Annotated in this window: 18 protein-coding genes; 7 read left to right on the top strand and 11 right to left on the bottom strand. The window is 75.3% G+C overall.

The window, feature by feature from the left end:
* Positions 1-53: 53 nt before the first annotated feature.
* On the top strand, positions 54-1,016 hold the full coding sequence (locus tag CMS_RS16555) for an IS481-like element IS1121 family transposase (RefSeq protein ID WP_012296866.1): 963 nt from the start codon (positions 54-56) through the stop codon (positions 1,014-1,016).
* On the opposite strand, the gene CMS_RS06590 is transcribed toward CMS_RS16555, so the two are convergent.
* Positions 947-1,981 (bottom strand): NUDIX domain-containing protein, encoded by a 1,035-nt coding sequence (locus tag CMS_RS06590; RefSeq protein WP_012298714.1) that lies wholly within the window; start codon positions 1,979-1,981, stop codon positions 947-949. The genes CMS_RS16555 and CMS_RS06590 overlap by 70 nt on opposite strands.
* Before the next feature lie 40 nt (positions 1,982-2,021).
* On the opposite strand from CMS_RS06590, the gene CMS_RS06585 reads away from it, so the two are divergent.
* Positions 2,022-2,501, top strand: a complete 480-nt coding sequence (locus CMS_RS06585) for a hypothetical protein (RefSeq protein WP_012298713.1) — start codon at positions 2,022-2,024, stop codon at positions 2,499-2,501.
* A gap of 40 nt (positions 2,502-2,541) precedes the next feature.
* Here the strand turns inward: CMS_RS06585 and CMS_RS06580 are convergent, their stop codons facing one another.
* Entirely contained in the window at positions 2,542-3,549 is a 1,008-nt protein-coding gene (locus CMS_RS06580) for an NADP-dependent oxidoreductase (RefSeq protein WP_041464483.1), read from the bottom strand.
* Positions 3,550-3,664: 115 nt separating this feature from the next.
* Between CMS_RS06580 and CMS_RS17830 the strand changes: the two genes are divergently transcribed.
* The gene (locus CMS_RS17830) at positions 3,665-5,149 is read left to right on the top strand and encodes a Pr6Pr family membrane protein (RefSeq protein ID WP_012298711.1); all 1,485 of its coding nucleotides are present in this window, start codon (positions 3,665-3,667) and stop codon (positions 5,147-5,149) included.
* Between the two features lie 49 nt (positions 5,150-5,198).
* Here the strand turns inward: CMS_RS17830 and CMS_RS06565 are convergent, their stop codons facing one another.
* Positions 5,199-6,692, bottom strand: coding sequence for an FAD-dependent oxidoreductase (locus CMS_RS06565; protein WP_012298710.1), 1,494 nt, complete (start codon positions 6,690-6,692; stop codon positions 5,199-5,201).
* A 43-nt stretch (positions 6,693-6,735) separates the two neighbouring features.
* Here CMS_RS06565 and CMS_RS06560 point away from each other — a divergent pair, with 43 nt between their 5' ends.
* Positions 6,736-7,173, top strand: coding sequence for an RNA-binding S4 domain-containing protein (locus CMS_RS06560; protein ID WP_012298709.1), 438 nt, complete (start codon positions 6,736-6,738; stop codon positions 7,171-7,173).
* 44 nt (positions 7,174-7,217) lie between these two features.
* Here CMS_RS06560 and CMS_RS16550 read toward each other — a convergent pair whose 3' ends face one another.
* Positions 7,218-8,180 carry an IS481-like element IS1121 family transposase gene (locus CMS_RS16550; RefSeq protein WP_012296866.1) on the bottom strand — a complete coding sequence of 321 codons (963 nt, stop codon included), beginning with the start codon at positions 8,178-8,180 and terminating at the stop codon, positions 7,218-7,220.
* A gap of 97 nt (positions 8,181-8,277) precedes the next feature.
* On the bottom strand, positions 8,278-9,255 hold the full coding sequence (locus CMS_RS06550; protein WP_012298708.1) for a hypothetical protein: 978 nt from the start codon (positions 9,253-9,255) through the stop codon (positions 8,278-8,280).
* Between the two features lie 105 nt (positions 9,256-9,360).
* On the opposite strand from CMS_RS06550, the gene CMS_RS06545 reads away from it, so the two are divergent.
* Positions 9,361-9,795: a hypothetical protein gene (locus CMS_RS06545; RefSeq protein WP_041464920.1), complete on the top strand. Its 435-nt coding sequence runs from the start codon at positions 9,361-9,363 to the stop codon at positions 9,793-9,795.
* A gap of 107 nt (positions 9,796-9,902) precedes the next feature.
* Here the strand turns inward: CMS_RS06545 and CMS_RS06540 are convergent, their stop codons facing one another.
* The 4 genes from CMS_RS06540 to CMS_RS06525 all read right to left on the bottom strand — a co-directional run bounded on the left by CMS_RS06540 (position 9,903) and on the right by CMS_RS06525 (position 13,920).
* A complete protein-coding gene (locus tag CMS_RS06540; protein WP_012298706.1) occupies positions 9,903-10,886 on the bottom strand; it encodes a J domain-containing protein in 984 nt (327 codons plus the stop codon).
* Entirely contained in the window at positions 10,883-12,592 is a 1,710-nt protein-coding gene (locus CMS_RS06535) for a stealth family protein (RefSeq protein ID WP_012298705.1), read from the bottom strand. Before CMS_RS06535 ends, CMS_RS06540 begins: the two co-directional genes overlap by 4 nt.
* 147 nt (positions 12,593-12,739) lie before the next feature.
* The gene (locus CMS_RS06530; RefSeq protein WP_012298704.1) at positions 12,740-13,183 is read right to left on the bottom strand and encodes a hypothetical protein; all 444 of its coding nucleotides are present in this window, start codon (positions 13,181-13,183) and stop codon (positions 12,740-12,742) included.
* Positions 13,180-13,920 carry a hypothetical protein gene (locus CMS_RS06525; protein ID WP_012298703.1) on the bottom strand — a complete coding sequence of 247 codons (741 nt, stop codon included), beginning with the start codon at positions 13,918-13,920 and terminating at the stop codon, positions 13,180-13,182. The genes CMS_RS06530 and CMS_RS06525 overlap by 4 nt, the downstream gene beginning before the upstream one ends.
* A 173-nt stretch (positions 13,921-14,093) precedes the next feature.
* Between CMS_RS06525 and CMS_RS06520 the strand changes: the two genes are divergently transcribed.
* Positions 14,094-15,005: an FAD binding domain-containing protein gene (locus CMS_RS06520; protein ID WP_041464482.1), complete on the top strand. Its 912-nt coding sequence runs from the start codon at positions 14,094-14,096 to the stop codon at positions 15,003-15,005.
* Complete coding sequence (locus CMS_RS06515; RefSeq protein ID WP_012298701.1) at positions 15,002-17,896, top strand: molybdopterin-dependent oxidoreductase; 2,895 nt, start codon at positions 15,002-15,004, stop codon at positions 17,894-17,896. The genes CMS_RS06520 and CMS_RS06515 overlap by 4 nt, the downstream gene beginning before the upstream one ends.
* 19 nt (positions 17,897-17,915) lie before the next feature.
* Here the strand turns inward: CMS_RS06515 and CMS_RS06510 are convergent, their stop codons facing one another.
* Entirely contained in the window at positions 17,916-19,226 is a 1,311-nt protein-coding gene (locus CMS_RS06510; protein ID WP_012298700.1) for an APC family permease, read from the bottom strand.
* Positions 19,223-20,314, bottom strand: a complete 1,092-nt coding sequence (locus tag CMS_RS06505) for an XdhC family protein (protein ID WP_041464481.1) — start codon at positions 20,312-20,314, stop codon at positions 19,223-19,225. The genes CMS_RS06510 and CMS_RS06505 overlap by 4 nt, the downstream gene beginning before the upstream one ends.
* Between the last annotated feature and the right edge of the window lie 35 nt (positions 20,315-20,349).

The following is a 20,349-nucleotide window of genomic DNA, read 5'->3' as shown; positions in this document are numbered from 1 at the left end:
AGGCCTCCTGGCTTGATGGAGCTGTTCAGTTCAACCATCGCCAGGAGGCCTCGATGTCCCACGGTAATGCTCGTCTGACGGTTCACGGGAGGGTTCTCCTCGTGCGGCGGGTGGTGGAGGATCGTCGGCCGGTCGCGCACGTCGCGCGGGAGCTGGGGGTGTCGCGGCAGTGCGCGCATCGATGGGTGAACCGGTTCCGTGCCGAGGGGCTGCGAGGGCTGACGGATCGGTCATCGCGGCCCCGGTCAGTACCGAGGCGAACGAGCCCGGAGCGGGAACGGGCCGTGCTGGAAGCGCGGGCCCAGTTGCGGGCGGGTCCTGCGCGGCTGGCGCCGGTGACAGGTGTTCCATCCCGTACGATCTCCCGCATCCTGCGCCGGCACGGGGCGCCGCCGTTGGCATGGTTGGACCCCGTCACCGGGGCCGTGATCCGGGCATCCCGGTCAACGGCGCACCGGTATGAGCACGAGCATCCGGGTGATCTGATCCACGTGGACGTGAAGAAGCTCGGGAGGATCCCGGACGGAGGCGGCTGGCGGGTCCACGGGCGCAGCGAGCAGGTCCGCGGCCGCGGGATCGGGTTCGATTACGTCCATGCCGCGGTCGATGACCACACCCGTCTCGCCTACGCGGAGATCCATCCCGATGAGAAAGGCGCGACCGCGGCCGGGTTCCTGACCCGCGCAGCGGCGTACTTCGCCGGGCGCGGGATCACCCGGATCGAGCGGGTCATCACGGACAACGCGTTCGCCTACCGGCACTCGACCGCGTTCAAGAACGCCGTCCAGGACCTGGGCGCGCGGCAGAAGTTCATCCGCCCGCACTGCCCCTGGCAGAACGGCAAGGTCGAGCGCTTCAACCGGACCCTCGCGACCGAGTGGGCCTACCGGCAACCCTTCACCAGCAACCAACACCGCGCCGACGCGCTTGACCCCTTCATCGAGCACTACAACACTGAACGAATCCACTCAAGCCACGGGCTCACGCCCGCGGCCCGAGTGTCACCAACGTCATGACCCAGTACACCTAGCGCCGCGTCGCGGTCCGCGCGCGCGTCGAGCAGCGCGCGGATCCGGCCGGGCCCCGTCGCCCGCGCGCCGAGCTCCTCGACCCGCGCGACGAGCCCGCGGTCGGCCGTGACCACCACGACGTCCCGGCCGGCGTCCCGCGCGGCGGCGACGACGGTCAAGATCTCGCCGTCGCCGTCCGTGGGCGCGGCGACCACGGAGATGCCGGGTGCCCGGAGCACGGGCGGGGCCGCGTCCTGCGCGGGCGACGGCAGCGCCGCGTCCCGCGCGTGCCCCTCCACTACGGCGACGACCTCCGGCCACCTGACGTCCCCCGGCAGCCCGAGGTCGGCGGCGGGGAGGCCGTCGCGCGCCAAGCCGTCGAGCTCGACGAGGAGGCGGGTGGTGGATCCGGCCCGGTCGTGCCACCAGCCGTCCGGCCGGGACCCGAGCAGGTTCGCGGTGTCGACGACGAGCGTGACCTCGCGCGCGAGCTCGCCGCGCAGCATCGGCCAGGCCCGGCCGAAGCCCGGGTGCAGCTCCCGGGCGTCGACCTCGTCGACCGGCACCCAGCTCAGCTCGATGCTCTCGGCGTCGGCGACGCGCGGCTCGAACGGGCGGAGGACGCGGGCGGTGACGGTCGTGTAGCTCCAGAAGCCGAGGTCGAGCACCGTGGCGAGGACGGGCCGGATCCCCGCGGGCGGCACACCCGCCTCCTCGGCCGCCTCGCGCGCGGCGCCGTCGATGGCGGACTCACCCGCGTGCCGGGCGCCGCCGGGCAGGCCCCACGTGCCGCCGTGGTGGCTCCACGCGACGCGGTGCTGCAGCAGCACGCCGCGATCCGGGTCGTGCACGAGCAGGCCCGCGGCGCCGAACGCGCCCCAGAAGCGCTGCCCCTCGGGGCTCTCGACCCAGACGTCGCCGCTGTCGCGATGGGCCCCCCGCGGGGGCTCGGGCGGGCGTTCGGCGGTCATGGATCCACCATCTCACGGGCACCTTCGATAGCGTCGGGGCATGTCGTGCATCAGGTTCACCACCGCCGCGCAGCTCGAGGCCCTGCACCGGACCGCGCCCGCCGTCCTCACCGCCGAGCAGGCCGCCGCGCTGCATCCCGCGCCCGAGGTGACGCCCAGCAAGATCCGCCGGCTGCGCCCGCTCGCCGAGCACCGCGACCCCAAGGTGCGGGAGAGCGTGGCGAGCAGCCTGCACGCGCCGCTCGACGTGCAGCGGGCGCTCGCGCGCGATGCCGACGAGGGCGTCCGCGCGTGCCTCGCCCGCAACCCCCACGCTCCGGCGGCCGTGCTCACGATGCTGGTGGGCGACACCTCCGAGCGCGTGCGCTCCTGGCTCGCCGTCAACGACCAGACGCCGCGCACCGCCGTCGCGATGCTCGAGTGCGACGAGTCGCCCGCGGTGCGCGACCTGCTGCGGTGGCGCGAGGCGCACATCGAGTCGCCGGCCGAGCCGGAGCCCGCCGAGGTCGTCGCGCGCTGACCGCGACGGGCGTCACCCGGCGCCCGCCACGCGCGGCGCGTCAGGCGCGACCGTCCGCGACGTCGCGCGCCTTCGCCGTGCTGCGCCGGTCGCCCGGGTAGTGGACGGGCCGCATGCCGAGCACGATCTTGCCGCGCGCGTGCCGGCGCTCGAGGTCATCGAACGCGTGCTGCACCTCCGAGAGCGGGTAGAAGCCGGAGACGAGCACGTCGACCTCGCGCTTCGCCGCGAGGTCCGCGACCGTCGCGAGCGTGCGCGACCGGTGCACGTCGTCCTCCTCGACGGGCGGCAGGACGGCCTCGAGCTCGATGGCCCGGCGGTCGTCGCTCGAGCTGAAGCGCTTGCCCGCCACCCCCAGCTCCTCGGCCACGTGCTCGCCGCCGCCGAAGTTGTCCACGAAGCCCTGCACGCCGTTCGGGGCGGCCGCGCGGATCCGGTCGGCCAGGCCGTCGCCGTAGACCACGGGGGTGACCCCGATCTGGCGCAGGTAGTCGAAGTTCCGCTCTCCGCACGTGCCGATGACCCGGGCGCCGCGCCGCATGGCCAGCTGCGCCTCGATGCTGCCGACCCCGCCGGCCGCCGCGGTGACGACGAGCGTGTCGCCCTCGCCGACCGTGATCGCGTGCAGCACGTCGTGCGCGACGAGCCCGGCCAGGAACAGGCCGCCGGCCACCTCCCACGGGAGCTGCGCGGGCTTCGCGACCACGTTGCCCGCGGGCACGACCACGTGCGTCGCGTGCGCGGCCATGACGGTGTGGCCGAGGACGTCCTGGCCCTTCTTGAACCGGGTGACGCCCTCGCCGACCGCGGCGATGCATCCGGCGAAGTCGCTGCCCTGCCCGTTGGGGAAGGCGGTCGGCACCTCGTCCGGGAAGCGGCCCTGCCGGATGTACGCCTCGATGTGGTTGATGCCCGCCGCGAAGACCTCGACGAGCACCTCGCCGGGGCCGGGCGACGGCCGCGGGATGTCGACGACTTCGAGGACGTCGACGCCCCCGAAGGATCCGAACTGCACCTGCTGGCTGGTGGATCGCGATGAAGGGCTCATGCGCGTCATCCTGCCGCTCCCGCCCGCGACGCGCGAGGGCACGGAGCCGATCGTGAGACCTCGTTCGTAGACTGGCTGGGCGGGCATGTCCGGAGTCAGCCGCGATCGGAGTCACGTGCAGAGGATCCTCGGTGGAGTGCGCCTGGTCGCCGCGCTCGTCGTGGTCACCGCGCTCGTCGCGGACTTCGACTACGTGCAGGGCTTCACGACGTTCGCGGCCGAGAACTGGTTCAGCTACTTCACGACGCAGAGCGGGATGGCGGGCGCCGTCGTGCTCGCGGCGTCCGGGCTGCACGCGCTCCGCGGCCGCGTCGAGCCGGAGCTCATGGCGGCCGTGCGCGCGGTCGTGCTCAGCTACGTCGTGGTGTCCGGCGTGGTCTTCGGCCTCATCGTGCTGGAGTCGAGCTCGCAGGCCTACTACGTGGAGGTGCCGTGGTCGAGCCGGCTGCTGCACTTCGTGATCCCCGCCTACGCGCTCCTCGACTGGACCCTCGCGCCCGGCCGCCCGCGCGTCACGTGGAAGGCCGTCGGCTGGGCGATGCTCTTCCCGATCGCCTGGTGCGCGTTCACGGAGTACCGCGGCCCGCGCGTCGGCTGGTACCCGTACTTCTTCCTCGATCCCGCGCAGGTCGGGGTCCCGTACGAGATCACCGCATGGCTGGCGCTCGTGGCGGGCGTGCTCGCGGGGTGTCCGCGTTCGTCGTGGCGCTCAGCCGCGTGCGGCCCGCGGGATCCCGGGGCGGGAGGCGCGGGGACGACCACGAGGCGGATGAGGCGACCGTCGCGGACGAGCCCGCGCGCGCCTCCACGGACGCGTCCCCGCCGACGCCGCGCGAGACGGCGGCCGCCGAGCGCTGAGCTGCCGAGCCGCGCATCGACGGATGCGCGCATGCGAGCCTGGGGCGTGACCACCTCCGCAGACCCCCGATCCCCGGACGACGGCGGCACCTCCCTCGAGCTGCGCTGGCCGACCGTGATGACGCACGACGGCGACCCGGAGGCCGCGGTCATCGACGTGGTGAACGTCGGCGCCGGGCGGTGGATCCCACGGGAGGGCGACGCCTTCGTCGCCATCGGAGCGTTCACGGAGCCCGATGCGCCCGCGCCTGGCATCTCCTTCGCCGTCGCGGGCGGGCAGCGTGCTGCGGTGGCGCTGGATCCGGGAGACCGGACGCGCATCCCGGTGGCGATCACGGCCGGCGACTGGGCCGCCCTCCGCCCCGGCCCGCACGACCTCCACATCGCGCTCGTCGGCCTGTCCGCGCGCACGGCGGGGCCCCTGCGCGTGGATGTCACGGCCGAGGCGATCGCCCGCCGCCGCCCCGTCGACAGGTCGGAACGGCCGCCGACGGACTCGGACATGCGCCGCTCGCACGACGCCCGCATCTCCTGGCTCCGGACGCGGGTCGCCGCCGCCGACGCGCTCGTGCCCCTCGTCTCCGAGCTGGCCGCGGTCGCGTCCCGGGCCGAGGCCGTGGCGCGGATCCGCACGCTGCTCGACCTCGACGAGGAGCACGCCCAGCTCCTGCTGCACACGCAGCTGCATGGCCTCCTGCCGTACGCGGCGGAGGCGATCCGGCATGAGTGGCCGAGGCCGTGACGCGACGGGACGCGCTCGGGCCGGAGCCCGCTGAGGACCCGGATCCGGCCTAGGGCGTCGGCGTGGCGCTCGGGCCCGGCTCCGGGGTGGCCGTCCCCTCCGCGAGGAGCGCCGGATCCGCGAACGGCGCCAGCGTGCGGAGCGCCGCCGACCGGAGCGCCTGGTCGTCCATGGCCGCGACCCGGTCCGCCGCCGCCGCGCCCACCTCGGCCATGAGCACGGGCTCGCCCGAGATCGGCATGAGGTTGTACCAGCGCGTGAAGCTCCCGCCGGCGTCGTAGGACGTCCAGACCGTGGCGGTCGTCGACCAGAACGGCTCGGCGAAGCGCAACCAGATGCGGTCGGCGCGGCCGGGGCCGAGCGCGCGGATGGCGACGTCGTGCGAGGACGGCAGCGCCGGGTCGAACGCGATCGCGCCCGCCTGGAGCACGCCGAGCGGCACGGTGACGACCACGCGGTCGACCGAGAGCGACTCGCCGGACCCGAGCCGCAGCCCCACGCGGCCGTTGCCGTAGGCGATGCGGGAGACGGTCGACTCCCGCAGCACGTCGATGTCCTGGTCGCGCAGCAGATGCTGCACGAGGCCCGCGAAGCCGCCCGTGACGGCGACGTTGCCGACGGGCGCCGGCTCGTCGAGGCCGCGGGCGCCCGAGAGTTCGTCGGGCGACGCGCCGTGGGCGATCGCGACGTCGGTGGAGAGGAGCGCGGCGAGGCGGGCAGCGGGCGCTGCGGCACCGCCCTCGGTGGAGAGCGCGTCGCCGCCGGTCTCCCGCAGGGCCGCGGCGAGGCTGACGGCGCCGGGCTGCGCGAGGGCCCGGGCGCGCGCGGCGGCGATGGCGTCGGATCCCGCCGTCGAGGGCTCCAGCACCGCGCCGTCGGGCCCGCGGCTCTCGGTGATGAGCGCGAGGCCGTAGCGGGTGATGCCGGCGGCCTCGAGCGCGTCGCGCAGCAGGTCGTCGTCGTCGGCGGCGATCCACAGCGCGCCGAGCTCGGCGGGGTGGGGCCAGTCGGTGCCGCCGGCCGCTCGGATCCGGCCGCCGAGCTCTGCGCGCGCCTCGACGAGGACGACGTCGTGCCCGGCATCGCGCAGGGCGCGGGCCGCAGCGGTGCCCGCGATGCCGGCGCCGACGACCGCGATGCGCTCGGATCCGGCGCCCGCGCGATCCACCTCGCCTGCCGCACGGAGCCCCGACGCGTAGGCGCCCGCGACCGTGCCGGGGCGGTCGGCGCTCGTGGCCTCGCCGGCGAAGAACACGCGGTCCTCGATCGGGCGGGCGAGCGCCTCGCGGTCGGCGGTCGTGGCGCCGGGTCGGAGGAAGCTGCCGGATCCGCGCGCGAACGGATCGCCCGCCCAGTCGGAGCGCGCGAAGGCGACGGGATCCGGGAGGCCGGCGACGCCCGCGGTGGGCGTGGGGGTCGGCGTCGCGGAGGCGGTGGCCGTGGGCGTGGCGGGCGTCGGCGTCGTCCGCGTGCACGCCGCGAGCCCGAGGAGCGACAGCCCCGACACGGACGCGGTGAGGAGGGTGCGGCGGGAGATCGACATGCTCGGGCCAGCGTACCGGGGAGCCGTCGCCTAGGGTCAGAGCATGCCGTCCGACGCCGCTCCGCCTCCCGCGGGCGGCGCGTCCGCCCCGATCGCCGCGCAGGCCGCGGTCCGGGTCGACAGCTGGCTCTGGGCGGTGCGGATCTACAAGACCCGGTCGCAGGCCACCGCCGCCTGCCGCGCCGGGCACGTGCGGGTCGGCGACGAGCGCGCGAAGGCGTCGCAGTCGGTACGGCCGGGCGACGAGGTGCGCGTGCGCGTCGCCGGATCCGAGCGGATCCTCGTGGTGCGCCGCACGCTCGTGAAGCGCGTCGGCCCGGCCATCGCCGCCGAGGCGCTGACCGACCTCACTCCCCCGCCGCCGCCGCGCGAGGCCGCACCCGCGACGATCGTCCGCGACCGCGGCGCCGGACGCCCGACGAAGCGCGACCGGCGCGAGATCGAGCGGCTGCGCGATCCGGACGGCGTGCGCGGGCGCTGACCGCGCGTCCGTGCCCGACGGGGCGGATCCGCTGATGTACTGAGTCATGACGTTGGTGACACTCGGGCCGCGGGCGTGAGCCCGTGGCTTGAGTGGATTCGTTCAGTGTTGTAGTGCTCGATGAAGGGGTCAAGCGCGTCGGCCCGGTGTTGGTTGCTGGTGAAGGGTTGCCGGTAGGCCCACTCGGTCGCGAGGGTCCGGTTGAAGCGCTCGACCTTGCCGTTCTGCCAGGGGCAGTGCGGGCGGATGAACTTCTGCCGCGCGCCCAGGTCCTGGACGGCGTTCTTGAACGCGGTCGAGTGCCGGTAGGCGAACGCGTTGTCCGTGATGACCCGCTCGATCCGGGTGATCCCGCGCCCGGCGAAGTACGCCGCTGCGCGGGTCAGGAACCCGGCCGCGGTCGCGCCTTTCTCATCGGGATGGATCTCCGCGTAGGCGAGACGGGTGTGGTCATCGACCGCGGCATGGACGTAATCGAACCCGATCCCGCGGCCGCGGACCTGCTCGCTGCGCCCGTGGACCCGCCAGCCGCCTCCGTCCGGGATCCTCCCGAGCTTCTTCACGTCCACGTGGATCAGATCACCCGGATGCTCGTGCTCATACCGGTGCGCCGTTGACCGGGATGCCCGGATCACGGCCCCGGTGACGGGGTCCAACCATGCCAACGGCGGCGCCCCGTGCCGGCGCAGGATGCGGGAGATCGTACGGGATGGAACACCTGTCACCGGCGCCAGCCGCGCAGGACCCGCCCGCAACTGGGCCCGCGCTTCCAGCACGGCCCGTTCCCGCTCCGGGCTCGTTCGCCTCGGTACTGACCGGGGCCGCGATGACCGATCCGTCAGCCCTCGCAGCCCCTCGGCACGGAACCGGTTCACCCATCGATGCGCGCACTGCCGCGACACCCCCAGCTCCCGCGCGACGTGCGCGACCGGCCGACGATCCTCCACCACCCGCCGCACGAGGAGAACCCTCCCGTGAACCGTCAGACGAGCATTACCGTGGGACATCGAGGCCTCCTGGCGATGGTTGAACTGAACAGCTCCATCAAGCCAGGAGGCCTCTTCACACGCCCCGAAGTGTCACCAACGTCACGGCCGAGTACAGCTAGAGCCCGGCGGCGGCAGCGCGACGGGCGTGGTCGAGCTCGGCCAGGATCCGCGTCCGCAGCCCGTTCGACCGCTCGGCGAACCCGCGCTGCTCGGCCGCGTAGCGCGCCTTGCCCGCCGGCTCCTCGATCCGCACGGCCTCGAGCCCGAGGCCGGACACGTCGTACGGGCTCGCGCGCATGTCGAGCGAGCGGATGTCGCGGGCGAGCTCGAACGCGTCGAGCAGCAGCTCGCCGGGCACGAGCGGTCCGAGCTTGGTGGCCCACTTGTAGACGTCCATGCCGGCGTGCAGGCAGCCGGGCTGCTCGAGGTCGGGCTGCGTCTCGCGCGTGGGCGCGAGCGCGTTCCGCTGCACGGCCTCGGGCGTGAAGAAGCGGAACGCGTCGATGTGGGTGCAGGCCAGCTTGTGCGTCTCCACGACCTCGTCGGTGGCGGCGGATCCGAGGCGCAGCGGCAGCCGCTCGTGCCGCTGCTCGCCGGGCCCGACCTTGTAGACCATCGCCCACTCGTGCAGGCCGAAGCAGGAGAAGCGGCCGGGGCGCGCGGCGGTGCGGGAGAGGATCCGCTCGATGAAGGACGCGGTGGATCCGCGCGCGGCGAGGTACGCGAACGCATCGACCCGCACGCCGCCAGGCGCGCTCCCCGCGGCGGCCGCCTCGGCGACGTACCAGCGCCACGCCGCGCGCTCGTCGTCGGCGGCGGCGCCCGCGAGCACGACTCCCGCGCCCGGGTGCCAGCGCCTCAGGAGCGACGGCTTGTGCGGGTAGTAGGTGAAGAGGAAGTCGTCGACCTCGTGGGTGCGGCCCGCGAGGCGGCGGGCGCGGAACCCGGCGGAGAAGGCGTCGGCCCGCTCGGCGTGGCGGGCGGCGCGCTCGTGCCAGACGACCGGATCCAGGACCACGGGCAGGTCGCGAGGCACCCGGTCGGTCGCGGGGACCGCCGCCGCGGAGGGCGCGGGGTCGGCGGCGATGGTCATCCGTCGAGGCTACCCGCGGGACGGGCTCGGGATCGGCCCCGGATCCGCCCACGGGCGCGGGCTTCCGGACCCGCCGGGGTCCCCGCCCCGGATAGCATGGGCGGCATGGATGACGACTCCCTTCTCACGCCTCCCGGCGTCGCCGGCTACTCGATCACCGAGATCGTCGAGAGCGAGTCGGGCGGCGAGCCCCTCTTCGTCTCCGCGATCCACCTCGACGGCGAGCACGTCGCCAACTGGATCTCCACCGACCTCGACGAGGACGACGGCATCGTCGCCGACCTCGACCACGCGTTCGGCGGCCCGGCCACCGACCGCATGTTCCGCCAGGCCGCGGCGATCTTCCCGGACGCCGTGCTCTCCGAGATCCTCCCCGAGCTCGTCAGCTTCCTCTGGGTCGTGGCCGACGTCGCAGGCGTCGCCGACGACCAGGACCTCGACTTCGAGGCCGCCATCCGCGTCGTCGCCGCCGAGGGCGACCTCGACGCCCAGGACCGCGACCTGCTCGGCCGCCTCGAGAGCCTGAAGCGCATCGACTGACCCGTCCGCACGGACACCCGGAGCCCCGCACGCGATCGCGCGTGCGGGGCTCCGGCGCGTGCGGGGTGGGGTGGCGGACGTGCGGGTGATGCGGGCGCGCGGCGGCGTCAGCCCGCGGCGGGCCCGAGCAGCGTCAGCCGCTCGCGGAGGAGCGCCCGCACGGCGTAGGGATCCGCGACGCTCAGCCGGCCCTCCTCGGAGACGCCGTCGCGCAGCACGAGCGGCAGGACGGATCGCCGGACGACGAGCGCGCCCCGGTTGCGGCCGCGCTCCACGCGCTCGACCGGCTGCGCGAGCGCGTCGTCGGGGACGACGACCACCGCGGCCGCGAAGCGCACGCCGGCCGACGCCGCGAGCGAGCAAGCCGCCCCGACCAGCCAGGTGACGGGCGCGTCGCCGGGCGCGAACGCGCCATCGGGATCCGGCGCGACGGGCTGCAGCTCCCCGCGCACCAGCTGGACCTCCGTGCCCCAGTCCTCGGAGCTGAGCGCGAACAGGCCGGCGGGCGCGAGCACGACGTGGTCGATCTTCCCCTGGCCGGCCAGCGGCCGGACGTCGTGGAAGATCGTCGCGCCCATGCCGAGCGAGGCGGCCGCCCGCGCGGTGGCCTCCTCGGCCAGGGCCTTCGCGAGCAGCCAGCGGACGTCGCGCGGGGCGCGGCGCACGAGCTCGGGCGACCAGGGATCCACGCCGAGGTCGGCTCCCGGCGCGATCCCCTGCCAGGCCGCCACGCGGTCGAGGTAGTGGGCTCGGGCGAGCGCGCCCGCGACGCCGTGGAGGGCGGCGCCGAGGCGGGTGCCGGATCCGGGTGCGGGCGCGTACCCGGCGGCGTCGGGCCCCAACGGGTCGTCATCGTCGGACGCCGTCGCGCGGCCCTGGCCCCGGTCGTACGCTGCGCGGTCGTCCGGATCCCCGACGAGCTCCCACGCGCGCTGCACCGCGTGGAAGAGGTGCGCCTCGCCGCCCGTGTCCGGGTGGGTGGCGCGGACGAGCCGGCGGTAGGCGGCGCGGAGGGTCGCGGTGTCGGCCGCGGGATCCACGCCGAGCACCTCGTAGGGGGTGCGGTCGGCGGGGCTCCCCGCGCGGCTCACTCGGCCGCGGAGGCGGGCGAGGCGGGCGCGGCGGGCCCGGCAGGCTCTGCGGGCGCGCCGGCGGGCGAGGCGCCGGCCGCGTCGGCGACCTCCGCCTCCCACGGCGCCGGGATGCCGTAGTAGCGCTCGAGGAAGTCCTGCACGCGCTCCTGCCGCTCCTCGGCCGGGACCTCGGGGAAGGATCCGTCGTTGAGGCAGAAGAAGTCCTGCGAGCGGCGCTTCAGCAGACCGGGGAGCATGTCGAGCCCGGCACGCGACGTCGTGTCGACGTACGCGACCTTGGCGTTCTCCTGCTGCACCGCACGCGCGGTCATCTGCGCGTAGTAGTGGTACAGCGAGTTCGTGACCGAGATGTCGGTGCTGGAGCGGAAGCGGCTGAGCTGCGTGCGGTGGAAGTCCTCCGCGAACTCCTGCTCGAGCTCGAGCAGCACGCTCTTCCGCAACGGCGTGGCCGCGTGCTCGAGGTGGCGCGTGATGAGGCGGCCGAAGCGCTCCATGAGCAGGCGGCGGTTCACGCGCGCCGAGTTCTCGAAGCCGCTGCGGTCGGAGTCGTTGTCGCCGAGGCCGATGCGCGTGGCCGCCTCGATGAACTTGGTGATCCCGCCGGGCGAGAAGAACATGCCGGGCTGCACCGGACGGCCGAAGAACATGTCGTCGTTGGAGTAGAGGAAGTGCTCGCTGAGCCCGGGGATGTGCTGCAGCTGCGACTCGACGGCCTGCGAGTTGTGCGTGGGCAGGGCGGCGGGATCCGTGAAGAACTCCTCGCTGCGCACGAAGGTGACGGCCGGGTGGTCGGCCAGCCACGACGGCTTCGGGGAGTCGGTGACGATGAAGATGCGGCGCACCCACGGCGCGAACAGGTAGACGGAGCGGAGCGCGTACTTGAGCTCGTCGATCTGGCGGAAGCGGGCCTCGGAGTCGTCGCCCTCGCCGACCACGACGTCCTTCATGCGCTCGGCGCGGCGCTTCTGGAACTCGGGGTCGTTGCCGTCGACCCAGGAGAAGACCATGTCGATGTCGAAGGTGATGTCGGACGCCTGCGCGTCGAACATGCCGCGGAGCGTCTTCCACTCGTGGCCGTACATCTCGACCGTGGTCGGCACGACCTCGTTCGCCGGGAGGATCTCGCGGGTCAGCGAGTTCTCGACCGGCCAGACGATGGTCTCGCCCTCGAAGCGGAAGAACTGCAGCTCGACCGCGGTCGACGCGCCGTAGGCCAGGAGGCCCTCGGGCTCGATGCGCGGGCGGTAGAGGCGGAAGATCCCGGCGTCGGGGTTGTCGGTGAGGCGGCCGTCGGCGACGAGCAGCGGCGGGCGGCGGCGGCCGTCGACGGTCTTCGCGTAGAGCGGCTCGTCGGCGTTCGCGGCGACGAGGGCGCGGACGACGGTGTCGCGGTTCTGCACGTCGATGGCGATGACCGGGCGCTCGTCGTTGCCGCGGATCAGCCAGACGTCGATGCCGGTCGCGAGCAGCGCGTCGCGGATGAAGAGCAGGTCGGTCACGAGCGCCTGGTGCGGCGTGAGCGTGCGGTTGACGAGGGTGGCGAGGCCCTTGCGGATGACGACGTCGGGGCGGTGGTGCGTGGTGGGCCACGTGGCGGGGGCGGGGGCGACGGCGTCGTCCTGGCGGGAGAACTCCTCCTCGCTGGTGGCGGGATCGACCGTCGGCTCGAGCGCTACGTTGAACTGCCGTGCGCTGCCCGCCATGGATCATCCCCTTGGTTCTTCTCGTGTGCCGATGCGTGCGCCCTGCCCGACGGGTGGCGACGGATCATTCTACCGAGCCGGTGCCTGCGCCCCGGTCGGGGGCGGCCGGCGGATGGGCCGGTCGGCGGATGGGGCCCGGTCAGCGGATCAGGGCTGGTCGACCGCGCTCAGCGCCGTGCGCACCCGGCCCGCCGCGTCGCGCCCGAGCGACGCGTGCAGGAGGAGCACGAGGGCCGCCCCGGAGAGCAGGCCGTCGAGGAGCCCGGCCGGCAGGAGGAACACCATCAGCACGAGCGTCACGACGCACATGACGCCCGCGAGCGCGAGGCCCCAGAGCCGGTCGCGCCAGAGGCCGACGGCCGCGGTGATGCGGAGGGCCGCGAAGATCCCGCTCATGGCCATCATTGGATAGAGCTCGTCCTGGAGGTACGGCAGGGCCAAGACCTCGGCGTGGTCCGTGATGGCGGCCTGCGGGATCCCGAGCACGACGAGCCCCACGGCGACCAGGCCCTCCATGAGCACGCCCTGGACGAGGAGCAGGACGGCGGCGGCCCGGAGCTCGCGGTGCGCGCGGCGGCGCTGCGGCGTCATCGCCCGGCACCGGTGGCGGCGGCGGGCAGGGCGTCGACCTCCCAGACGACGGGGGCCGCGAGGAACGGGTGCGTGGCGGGATCCGGCGTCTCGAGGACGGTGCGCGGGACGTCGTGCCAGCGCAGCTCGGCGAGCTCCTGGCCTTCGGGCACGGCGTAGACGACGCACTCCAGGTGCTCCTCGGCGGCGTAGCCGTCGTCCGGGCGGAGGACGGGCATCGCGTACGGGCACTCCGCGGACGCGCTGACGCCGCCGACCTGCCGCTGGATGATGTCGACCTCGGTGCCGTCGGCGAGGAAGGGGCGGAGGACCGGACCGTTGGCGGGGCCGCGCTCGCCCTCGAGCCAGCGGGTCTGGACGAACGCGAAGAACGGGACCCGGTCGGCGAAGCGCGCGCCGTCCTCGAAGCCGGACCAGTAGTCCGGCTGCCCCTCGGCGACGCCCAGCACGGAGGTGGCGACCACCGGCCCGTCGACCCCGTCCGCGTCCGCGCTCGCCAGGGCGACGACCTCGCCCGCGGCGACGCGCTGGTCCGGGACCGCCGTGGGCGCCTCGGGCGGCAGGGCGACGGCGTCGAACGGCGGGGCGGGCGGGCCCTCGGGGGCGGCCGCGCAGCCGGCGAGGAGTAGGGACGCGGCGAGCGCGGATCCGGTCGCGGCGAGCGCGACGCCGCCGCGGGAGGGACGACGGGATCGACGGCGAGAACGGAGTGCGCGGGCGGTGGTGCGGATTCTCATGGTCTCCCCGGGGCTCCCCCCGAGCGTAGCAGCGCGCCCCGGCGGCGGCAACTCGGGGGCGCGCGGGCGGGGGCGGCGTGCGGCGGATGCGAGGATCGCTGTCACACGCCCACGCACGATCGCGCTCCCCCGGGGATCCGCGGCCGGCGACCGGGATGCCCGGGAGGAGACCCATGGACCAGCCGACCGTCCGCTCCGTCGTGCCCGCCCGGACGCGGGACGACCTCGCGGCGCTCGGGCCGACCGTGGCGGCGCTCGCGGGCGGATCCGGCATCTTCGCCGAGCCGCACCCGCACCTGATCGGGCTCGTCGACCTCCACGCGCTCGGCTGGGAGCCGCTCGTCGTCACGGACGACGGGCTCGAGATCGCGGCGACCTGCACCATCGCGGAGGTCGCCGGGATCGCGCCCCAGGACGGCTGGGCGGCGCACCCGCTCTTCCTCCAGGCCTGCACGGCGCTGTACGGGTCGACGAAGATCTGGCGGGTCGCGACCGTGGGCGGCAACATCTGCTCGGCGCTGCCCGCCGGCCCGATGACGGCGCTCGCCTCCGCGCTCGACGCCGACGCGCTGATCTGGCGAGCCGCGACGCCCGACGCCCCCGCCCGCGACGAGCGGATGCCCGTGGCCGAGCTCGTCACCGGCGACCGGACCACCGCGCTGAAGCCCGGCGACGTGCTGCGGTCGATCCACGTGCCGGCGGCGTCGCTGCGCGCCCGGACGGCGTTCCGCAAGATCGCGCTGTCGCCCATCGGGCGGTCGGGGTCCGTGGTGATCGGCCGGCTCGACGAGGGCGGCGCGTTCACGCTGACCGTGACCGGCGCCACGCTCCGGCCCGAGCTGCTGCGCTACCCGGCGCTCCCGGACGCCGCGGCGCTCGCCGACGACGTGCGGGCGATCGGATCCTGGTTCACCGACGCGCACGGCGCCGCCGACTGGCGGCGGGCGGTGAGCGCGCTGCTGGCGGAGGAGATCCGCGCGGAACTGGCGGGCGATGCCGCGGGCGCGGGCGACGGTCCGGCATCCGGCGAGCGCGGCACCCCGCCCGGCGCCGCGACCACGACGACGGCAGGAGCACGCCCGTGAGCATGACCGTGGACGGCCGCGAGATCCCGGGCGAGCCGGCGCCCGGCCAGAGCCTGCGCACCTGGCTGCGCGAGCACGAGGTGTTCAGCGTGAAGAAGGGCTGCGACTCGGGCGACTGCGGGGCGTGCGCGGTGCTCCTCGACGGCGAGGCCGTGCACTCGTGCATCCTGCCCGCGTTCCGGGCCGCGGGCCGCGAGGTCACGACGGCGGCGGGGCTGGGGACGCCCGGCGACCTGCATCCCGTGCAGGCGCGGTTCGTGGAGGCGGCCGGGTTCCAGTGCGGGTTCTGCACGCCGGGCATGGTCGTCACGGCCGCGTCGCTCGGCGACGACGAGCTCGACGACCTGCCGCGCCTGATGAAGAGCAGCCTCTGCCGGTGCACGGGGTACCGGGCGATCGACGAGGCGATCCGCGGCGAGCACGGCGGCGCGGATCACGCGCACGGCGACGGCTGCGGCGGCGCGCGGCCGGAGGGGCTCGGGCCGGTGCGGGCGACGGGATCCGCGGCCGCCGCCGGGTCCGCCGCGACGGCCGCCGACGGCAGCGGCGACGATGCCCGCGCCGCCGAGCGCGCCCAGACCGGCCGCGTCGGCACGTCGCTGCACGCGCCCGCGAGCGAGCGCGTCGTCAGCGGCCTCGAGCCGTACACGCTCGACGTCCAGGTCCCCGGCCTCCTGCACGCGAGCCTGGTGCGGAGCCCGCACCCGCACGCCCGCATCCGCTCCATCGACACGTCGGAGGCGCTCGCGCTGCCGGGCGTGCACGCCGTGCTCACCCACCACGACTCCCCCGCGACGCTCTACTCGTCCGCCCGGCACGAGGACCGCTTCGACGACCCCGACGACAGCCGCGTCTTCGACGACGTCGTGCGGTTCCGCGGGCAGCGCGTCGCGGCCGTGATCGCCGACGACGTGGGCATCGCGGAGGCCGCCGTGCGCCTGGTGCGGGTGGACTACGAGGTCCTCCCCGCCGTCTTCGACCCCGACGAGGCGCGGCGGCCGGGCGCGCCCCTCGTGCACGGCGACAAGGATCCGGCCGTCTCGCGCCTCGCCGACCCGCAGCGCAACATCGTCGCCGAGATGCACGGCGAGCACGGCGATGTGGCGGCCGGGCTCGCCCGCGCCGCCGAGGTGGTCTCGGGCACGTGGTCCACGCAGCGCGTCGCGCACACGCACCTCGAGACGCACGCGACCGTGGGCTGGATGGAGGAGGGCCGCCTGGTCCTCCGCACCAGCTCGCAGGTCCCGTTCCTCGTGCAGCGCGAGATCTGCCGCCTGTTCGAGCTGGAGCCCGAGCGGGTGCGCGTCTTCACGGCCCGCGTGGGCGGCGGGTTCGGCGGCAAGCAGGAGATCCTCACCGAGGACGTCGTCACCCTCGCGGTGCTCGCGACCGGACGCCCGGTGCAGCTGGAGTTCACGCGGTCGGACGAGTTCACGCTGTCGCCGTCGCGGCACCCGATGCGCGTGGGCGTCACGGTCGGCGCCACCTCCGACGGCCTCCTCACGGCGCTCGCGGTCGACGTGCTCAGCGACACGGGCGCGTACGGCAACCACGGGCCGGGCGTCATGTTCCACGGCTGCAACGAGTCGATCACCCTCTACCGGTCGCCGGCCAAGCGCGTGGACGCGCAGAGCGTCTACACGAACAACCTGCCGTCGGGCGCGTTCCGCGGCTACGGCCTCGGGCAGGTGATCTTCGCGGTCGACTCCGCGCTCGACGAGCTGGCGCGGCGGCTCGGCATCTCGGGCTTCGAGATCCGGCGGCGGAACGCGGTCGTGCCCGGCGACCCGCTGATCATCACGGAGGCGGAGGGTCCCGACCTCGGCTTCGGCGGCAGCTACGGGCTCGACCAGTGCCTCGACCTCGCCGAGCGGGCGCTGGGCGACGGCGGCGGGGATCCCGTGCCGGCCGGCGACCGCTGGCTCGTGGGCGAGGGCATGGCCGCGGCGATGATCGCCACCATGCCGCCGCGCGGGCACTTCGCCGACGTGACCGTGGCGATGGCCGCGGACGGCACGGTGACGGTGTCGGTGGGCACGGCCGAGTTCGGCAACGGCACGACGACCGTGCACGCGCAGCTCGCCGCGACCGCGCTCGGGACGACGCCCGGCCGGATCCGCATCCGCCAGTCCGACACCGACGTCACGCGCTACGACACGGGCGCGTTCGGCTCCGCGGGCACGGTCGTCGCGGGCAAGGCCGTGCACGTCGCCGCGACCGCGCTCGCCGACCTGCTGCGGGAGGCGGCCGCCGCGCGCACGGGGATCGCCGCCGCCGCGTTCGCGCTCACACCGGACGCGCTCGTCGCGGGCGACGTGTCCGTGCCGATCGCCGAGCTGGCGGGCCCCGACGGCCTCGCAGCGCAGGCGCACGAGGACGGCGCGCTCCGCTCCCTCGCGTTCAACGTGCACGCGTTCCGGGTGGCGGTGGATCCCGCGACGGGCGAGGTCCGCATCCTCCGCTCCGTGCAGGCCGTCGACGCCGGCACCGTGCTGAACCCGGCGCAGCTGCGCGGCCAGGTCGAGGGCGGCACGGCGCAGGCGATCGGCACGGCCGTGTACGAGGAGGTCGTGCACGACGGCGAGGGGCGGATCCTCACGGACGTGCTGCGGAACTACCACATCCCCCAGCTCGCCGACCTGCCCGTGACCGAGGTGCTCTTCGCCCGCACGCACGACGACCTCGGCCCGCACGGCGCCAAGTCGATGAGCGAGGCGCCCTACAACCCGGTCGCTCCCGCGCTGGCGAACGCGGTGCGCGACGCCATCGGGATCCGCCCGCACGACCTGCCGATGTCGCGGGACCGCGTGTGGCGGCTCCTGCACGGCGGCGGCCTGCAGCCGCGCTTCGACAGCCCGACGACGCTCGGGGAGCGCGGGACGCGGGAGTAGCGGATGCGGCGGGGCCCGGTCAGCGCGCCTGCGCCCCGCGCTGCCGCCGGGCGAGGACGATCGCGCGCCCGACCACGCCGACCAGCAGCACGCCGGCGCCCACCCCGATGGACACCCCGGGCAGCGTCGCCACGAGCACCAGGCAGCCGACGACCCCGACCACCTGCAGCGCCCGCGGATACCGCCGGTCGGCCCGCTCCTGCGTGAAGGCGGCGGCGTTGGCGACCACGTAGTACAGCAGCACGCCGAACGACGAGAAGCCGACGACGCCGCGGAGGTTCACCGTGAGCACGAGCGCGACGACCACCACCGCGACCGCGATCTCGGCCCGCTGCGGCACCCGGTACCGCGGGTGCACGACCGCGAGCCCGCGCGGCAGGTCGCCCTCGCGGGCCATCGCGAGAGACGTGCGCCCGATCCCGGGGAGGAGCGCGAGCAGCGCACCGAGGCACGCGGCGGCCGCGCCCACACCCACGACCGGCACCGCCCATGACCAGCCCGCGTCGCGCACGACGTCCGCGAGCGGCGCGGTGGATCCGCCGAGCCGCGCCTGGCCGAGCACCCCGAGCAGCGTCACGGCGACGAGCGCGTACACGACGAGCGCGCCGCCGAGCGCGAGGAGGATCGCGCGCGGGATGGTGCGGGCGGGATCCCGCACCTCCTCCCCCATGGTCGCGATGCGCGCGTAGCCCGCGAAGGCGAAGAACAGGAGCCCGGCCGACTGGAGGACCCCATAGGGCGTGGTGTCGACGACGCCCGCGACCTGCTCGGCGGCGGCTTCCGGCCCGCCCGCGACGAGGCCGGCGACCAGCACGAGCGCGATCACGGCGAGGACCACCGTGATGATCACGCGGGCGAGCCGGGCCGTGCGGGTCACGCCGAGGCAGCCCACGACTGCGAGGGCCGTCACGGCGAGCGCGGCGACGGGCCGCTGCCAGGCCGCGGGCACGGCGTACGCGGCGAAGGTGAGGGCCATGGCCGCGCAGCTCGCGGTCTTGCCGATCACGAACGACCAGCCCGCGAGGAAGCCCGGCCACTCCCCCAGGCGCTCGCGGCCGTAGAGGTACGAGCCGCCGGACGACGGGTAGCGCGCGGCGAGCTGCGCGGACGCGGTGGCGTTGCAGAACGCGACGACCGCGGCGATCGCGAGGCCGACGAGGAGGCCGGAGCCTGCCGCACGGGCGGCGGCGGGCATGACCGCGAAGATCCCGGCGCCGATCATCGCGCCGAGGCCGAGGCCGAGGACGGTGGCGTCGAGGAGGCCGAGGCGGCGGGCGAGGCCGGGCTGGGGTGCGCGCGCGCCCGCGGACGCAGCGGATGCGGCGGTCATGCGGTCTCCCCGTGGATCGGCCCGGTGGTCGTCGTCAGCGGCGCGCCCTCGGTGCCGGCGCGCGCGGCGAGCACCTCCGCGAGGATCGAGACGGCCGTCTCCTGGGGCGTCGACGCGCCGATGTCGAGGCCGATGGGCGAGCGCAGCCGCGCGAGCTCGGTGTCCGTCAGGCCCTCCTCCACGAGCAGCGCGCGGCGGCGGACGTCGGTGGCGCGGGATCCCATCGCCCCGACGAACGCGACCGGAAGGCGGAGTGCGGCGACGAGCAGCGGCACGTCGAAGCGGTCGTCGTGGGTGAGCACGCAGATCACGGTGCGGGCGTCGACCTCGGTGCGCGCCAGGTACTCGTCCGGCCACTCGGCGACGACCTCGTGGGCCGTCGGGAAGCGCGCGCGGGTCGCGAAGGCGGGCCGGGCGTCGCACACGGTGACGCGGTATCCCAGCAGGGCGGCCGCGTCGGCGAGGGCGGCGGAGAAGTCGACGGCGCCGAAGACGATCAGCCGGGGCGGCGGGGCGGCGACGAGGTGCAGGACCCGCATTGGGCCGTCGGCGCAGTCGACCTCCGTGGTGCCCGAGCGGCCGGCCGCGAGGCGGGCGGCGAGCTCGGCGCGGATCCGGCGGGCGGGGTCGGCGCCCACGGGGTCGGCGTCCGCGGTGACCCACGTGCCGACGGCCGGTCCCTCCAGCACGAGCGCGAGCGATGCGGCGCGTCCGGCGCGGGCGTCCTCGAGCGCGGCGCGCACGGCGTCGGGCACGGGCGACCGCGCGTCGCCGGCGGGCGCGACCTCCACGACGACCACGCCGATCCGCCCGCCGCAGGTGAGCCCGACCTGGAACGCGTCGTCGTCGCTGACGCCGAACGACGTGAGCGCGGGCGCCCCGTCGTCGAGCACGCCGGTCGCGACCTCGATGACCGCGCCCTCGACGCATCCGCCGGAGATGGATCCGATGACGCGGCCCCGGTCGTCGACCGCCATCGCCGTGCCGGCCGTGCGGGGCGCGCTGCCGAGCACGTCGGTGACCCACGCGACGGCGAGGCGCCGGCCGTCGGCGAGGGCGTCGAGCACCTCCGCGGCGATCTCGAGCACGGCACCTCCGGACGGGAGCGCCGGCGAGCGGGCGC

It is taken from the genome of Clavibacter sepedonicus, from assembly GCF_000069225.1.
GTDB classification, from domain to species: Bacteria; Actinomycetota; Actinomycetes; order Actinomycetales; family Microbacteriaceae; genus Clavibacter; species Clavibacter sepedonicus.
The sequence above is the reverse complement of the archived record's forward strand: the minus strand, read 5'-3'. Positions and strand labels throughout refer to the sequence as shown.

Excerpts from the sequence above, each read along its gene's own strand:
- CMS_RS06585 (WP_012298713.1), top strand. The coding sequence starts at position 2,022 with ATGTCGTGCATCAGGTTCACCACCGCCGCGCAGCTCGAGGCCCTGCAC.
- CMS_RS16550 (WP_012296866.1), bottom strand. The coding sequence starts at position 8,180 with ATGTCCCACGGTAATGCTCGTCTGACGGTTCACGGGAGGGTTCTCCTC.
- CMS_RS06560 (WP_012298709.1), top strand. The coding sequence starts at position 6,736 with ATGCCGTCCGACGCCGCTCCGCCTCCCGCGGGCGGCGCGTCCGCCCCG.
- CMS_RS16555 (WP_012296866.1), top strand. The coding sequence starts at position 54 with ATGTCCCACGGTAATGCTCGTCTGACGGTTCACGGGAGGGTTCTCCTC.
- CMS_RS06550 (WP_012298708.1), bottom strand. The coding sequence starts at position 9,255 with ATGACCATCGCCGCCGACCCCGCGCCCTCCGCGGCGGCGGTCCCCGCG.
- CMS_RS06580 (WP_041464483.1), bottom strand. The coding sequence starts at position 3,549 with ATGAGCCCTTCATCGCGATCCACCAGCCAGCAGGTGCAGTTCGGATCC.
- CMS_RS06545 (WP_041464920.1), top strand. The coding sequence starts at position 9,361 with ATGGATGACGACTCCCTTCTCACGCCTCCCGGCGTCGCCGGCTACTCG.
- CMS_RS06510 (WP_012298700.1), bottom strand. The coding sequence starts at position 19,226 with ATGACCGCCGCATCCGCTGCGTCCGCGGGCGCGCGCGCACCCCAGCCC.
- CMS_RS06590 (WP_012298714.1), bottom strand. The coding sequence starts at position 1,981 with ATGACCGCCGAACGCCCGCCCGAGCCCCCGCGGGGGGCCCATCGCGAC.
- CMS_RS06525 (WP_012298703.1), bottom strand. The coding sequence starts at position 13,920 with ATGAGAATCCGCACCACCGCCCGCGCACTCCGTTCTCGCCGTCGATCC.
- CMS_RS06530 (WP_012298704.1), bottom strand. The coding sequence starts at position 13,183 with ATGACGCCGCAGCGCCGCCGCGCGCACCGCGAGCTCCGGGCCGCCGCC.
- CMS_RS06520 (WP_041464482.1), top strand. The coding sequence starts at position 14,094 with ATGGACCAGCCGACCGTCCGCTCCGTCGTGCCCGCCCGGACGCGGGAC.
- CMS_RS06565 (WP_012298710.1), bottom strand. The coding sequence starts at position 6,692 with ATGTCGATCTCCCGCCGCACCCTCCTCACCGCGTCCGTGTCGGGGCTG.
- CMS_RS06535 (WP_012298705.1), bottom strand. The coding sequence starts at position 12,592 with ATGGCGGGCAGCGCACGGCAGTTCAACGTAGCGCTCGAGCCGACGGTC.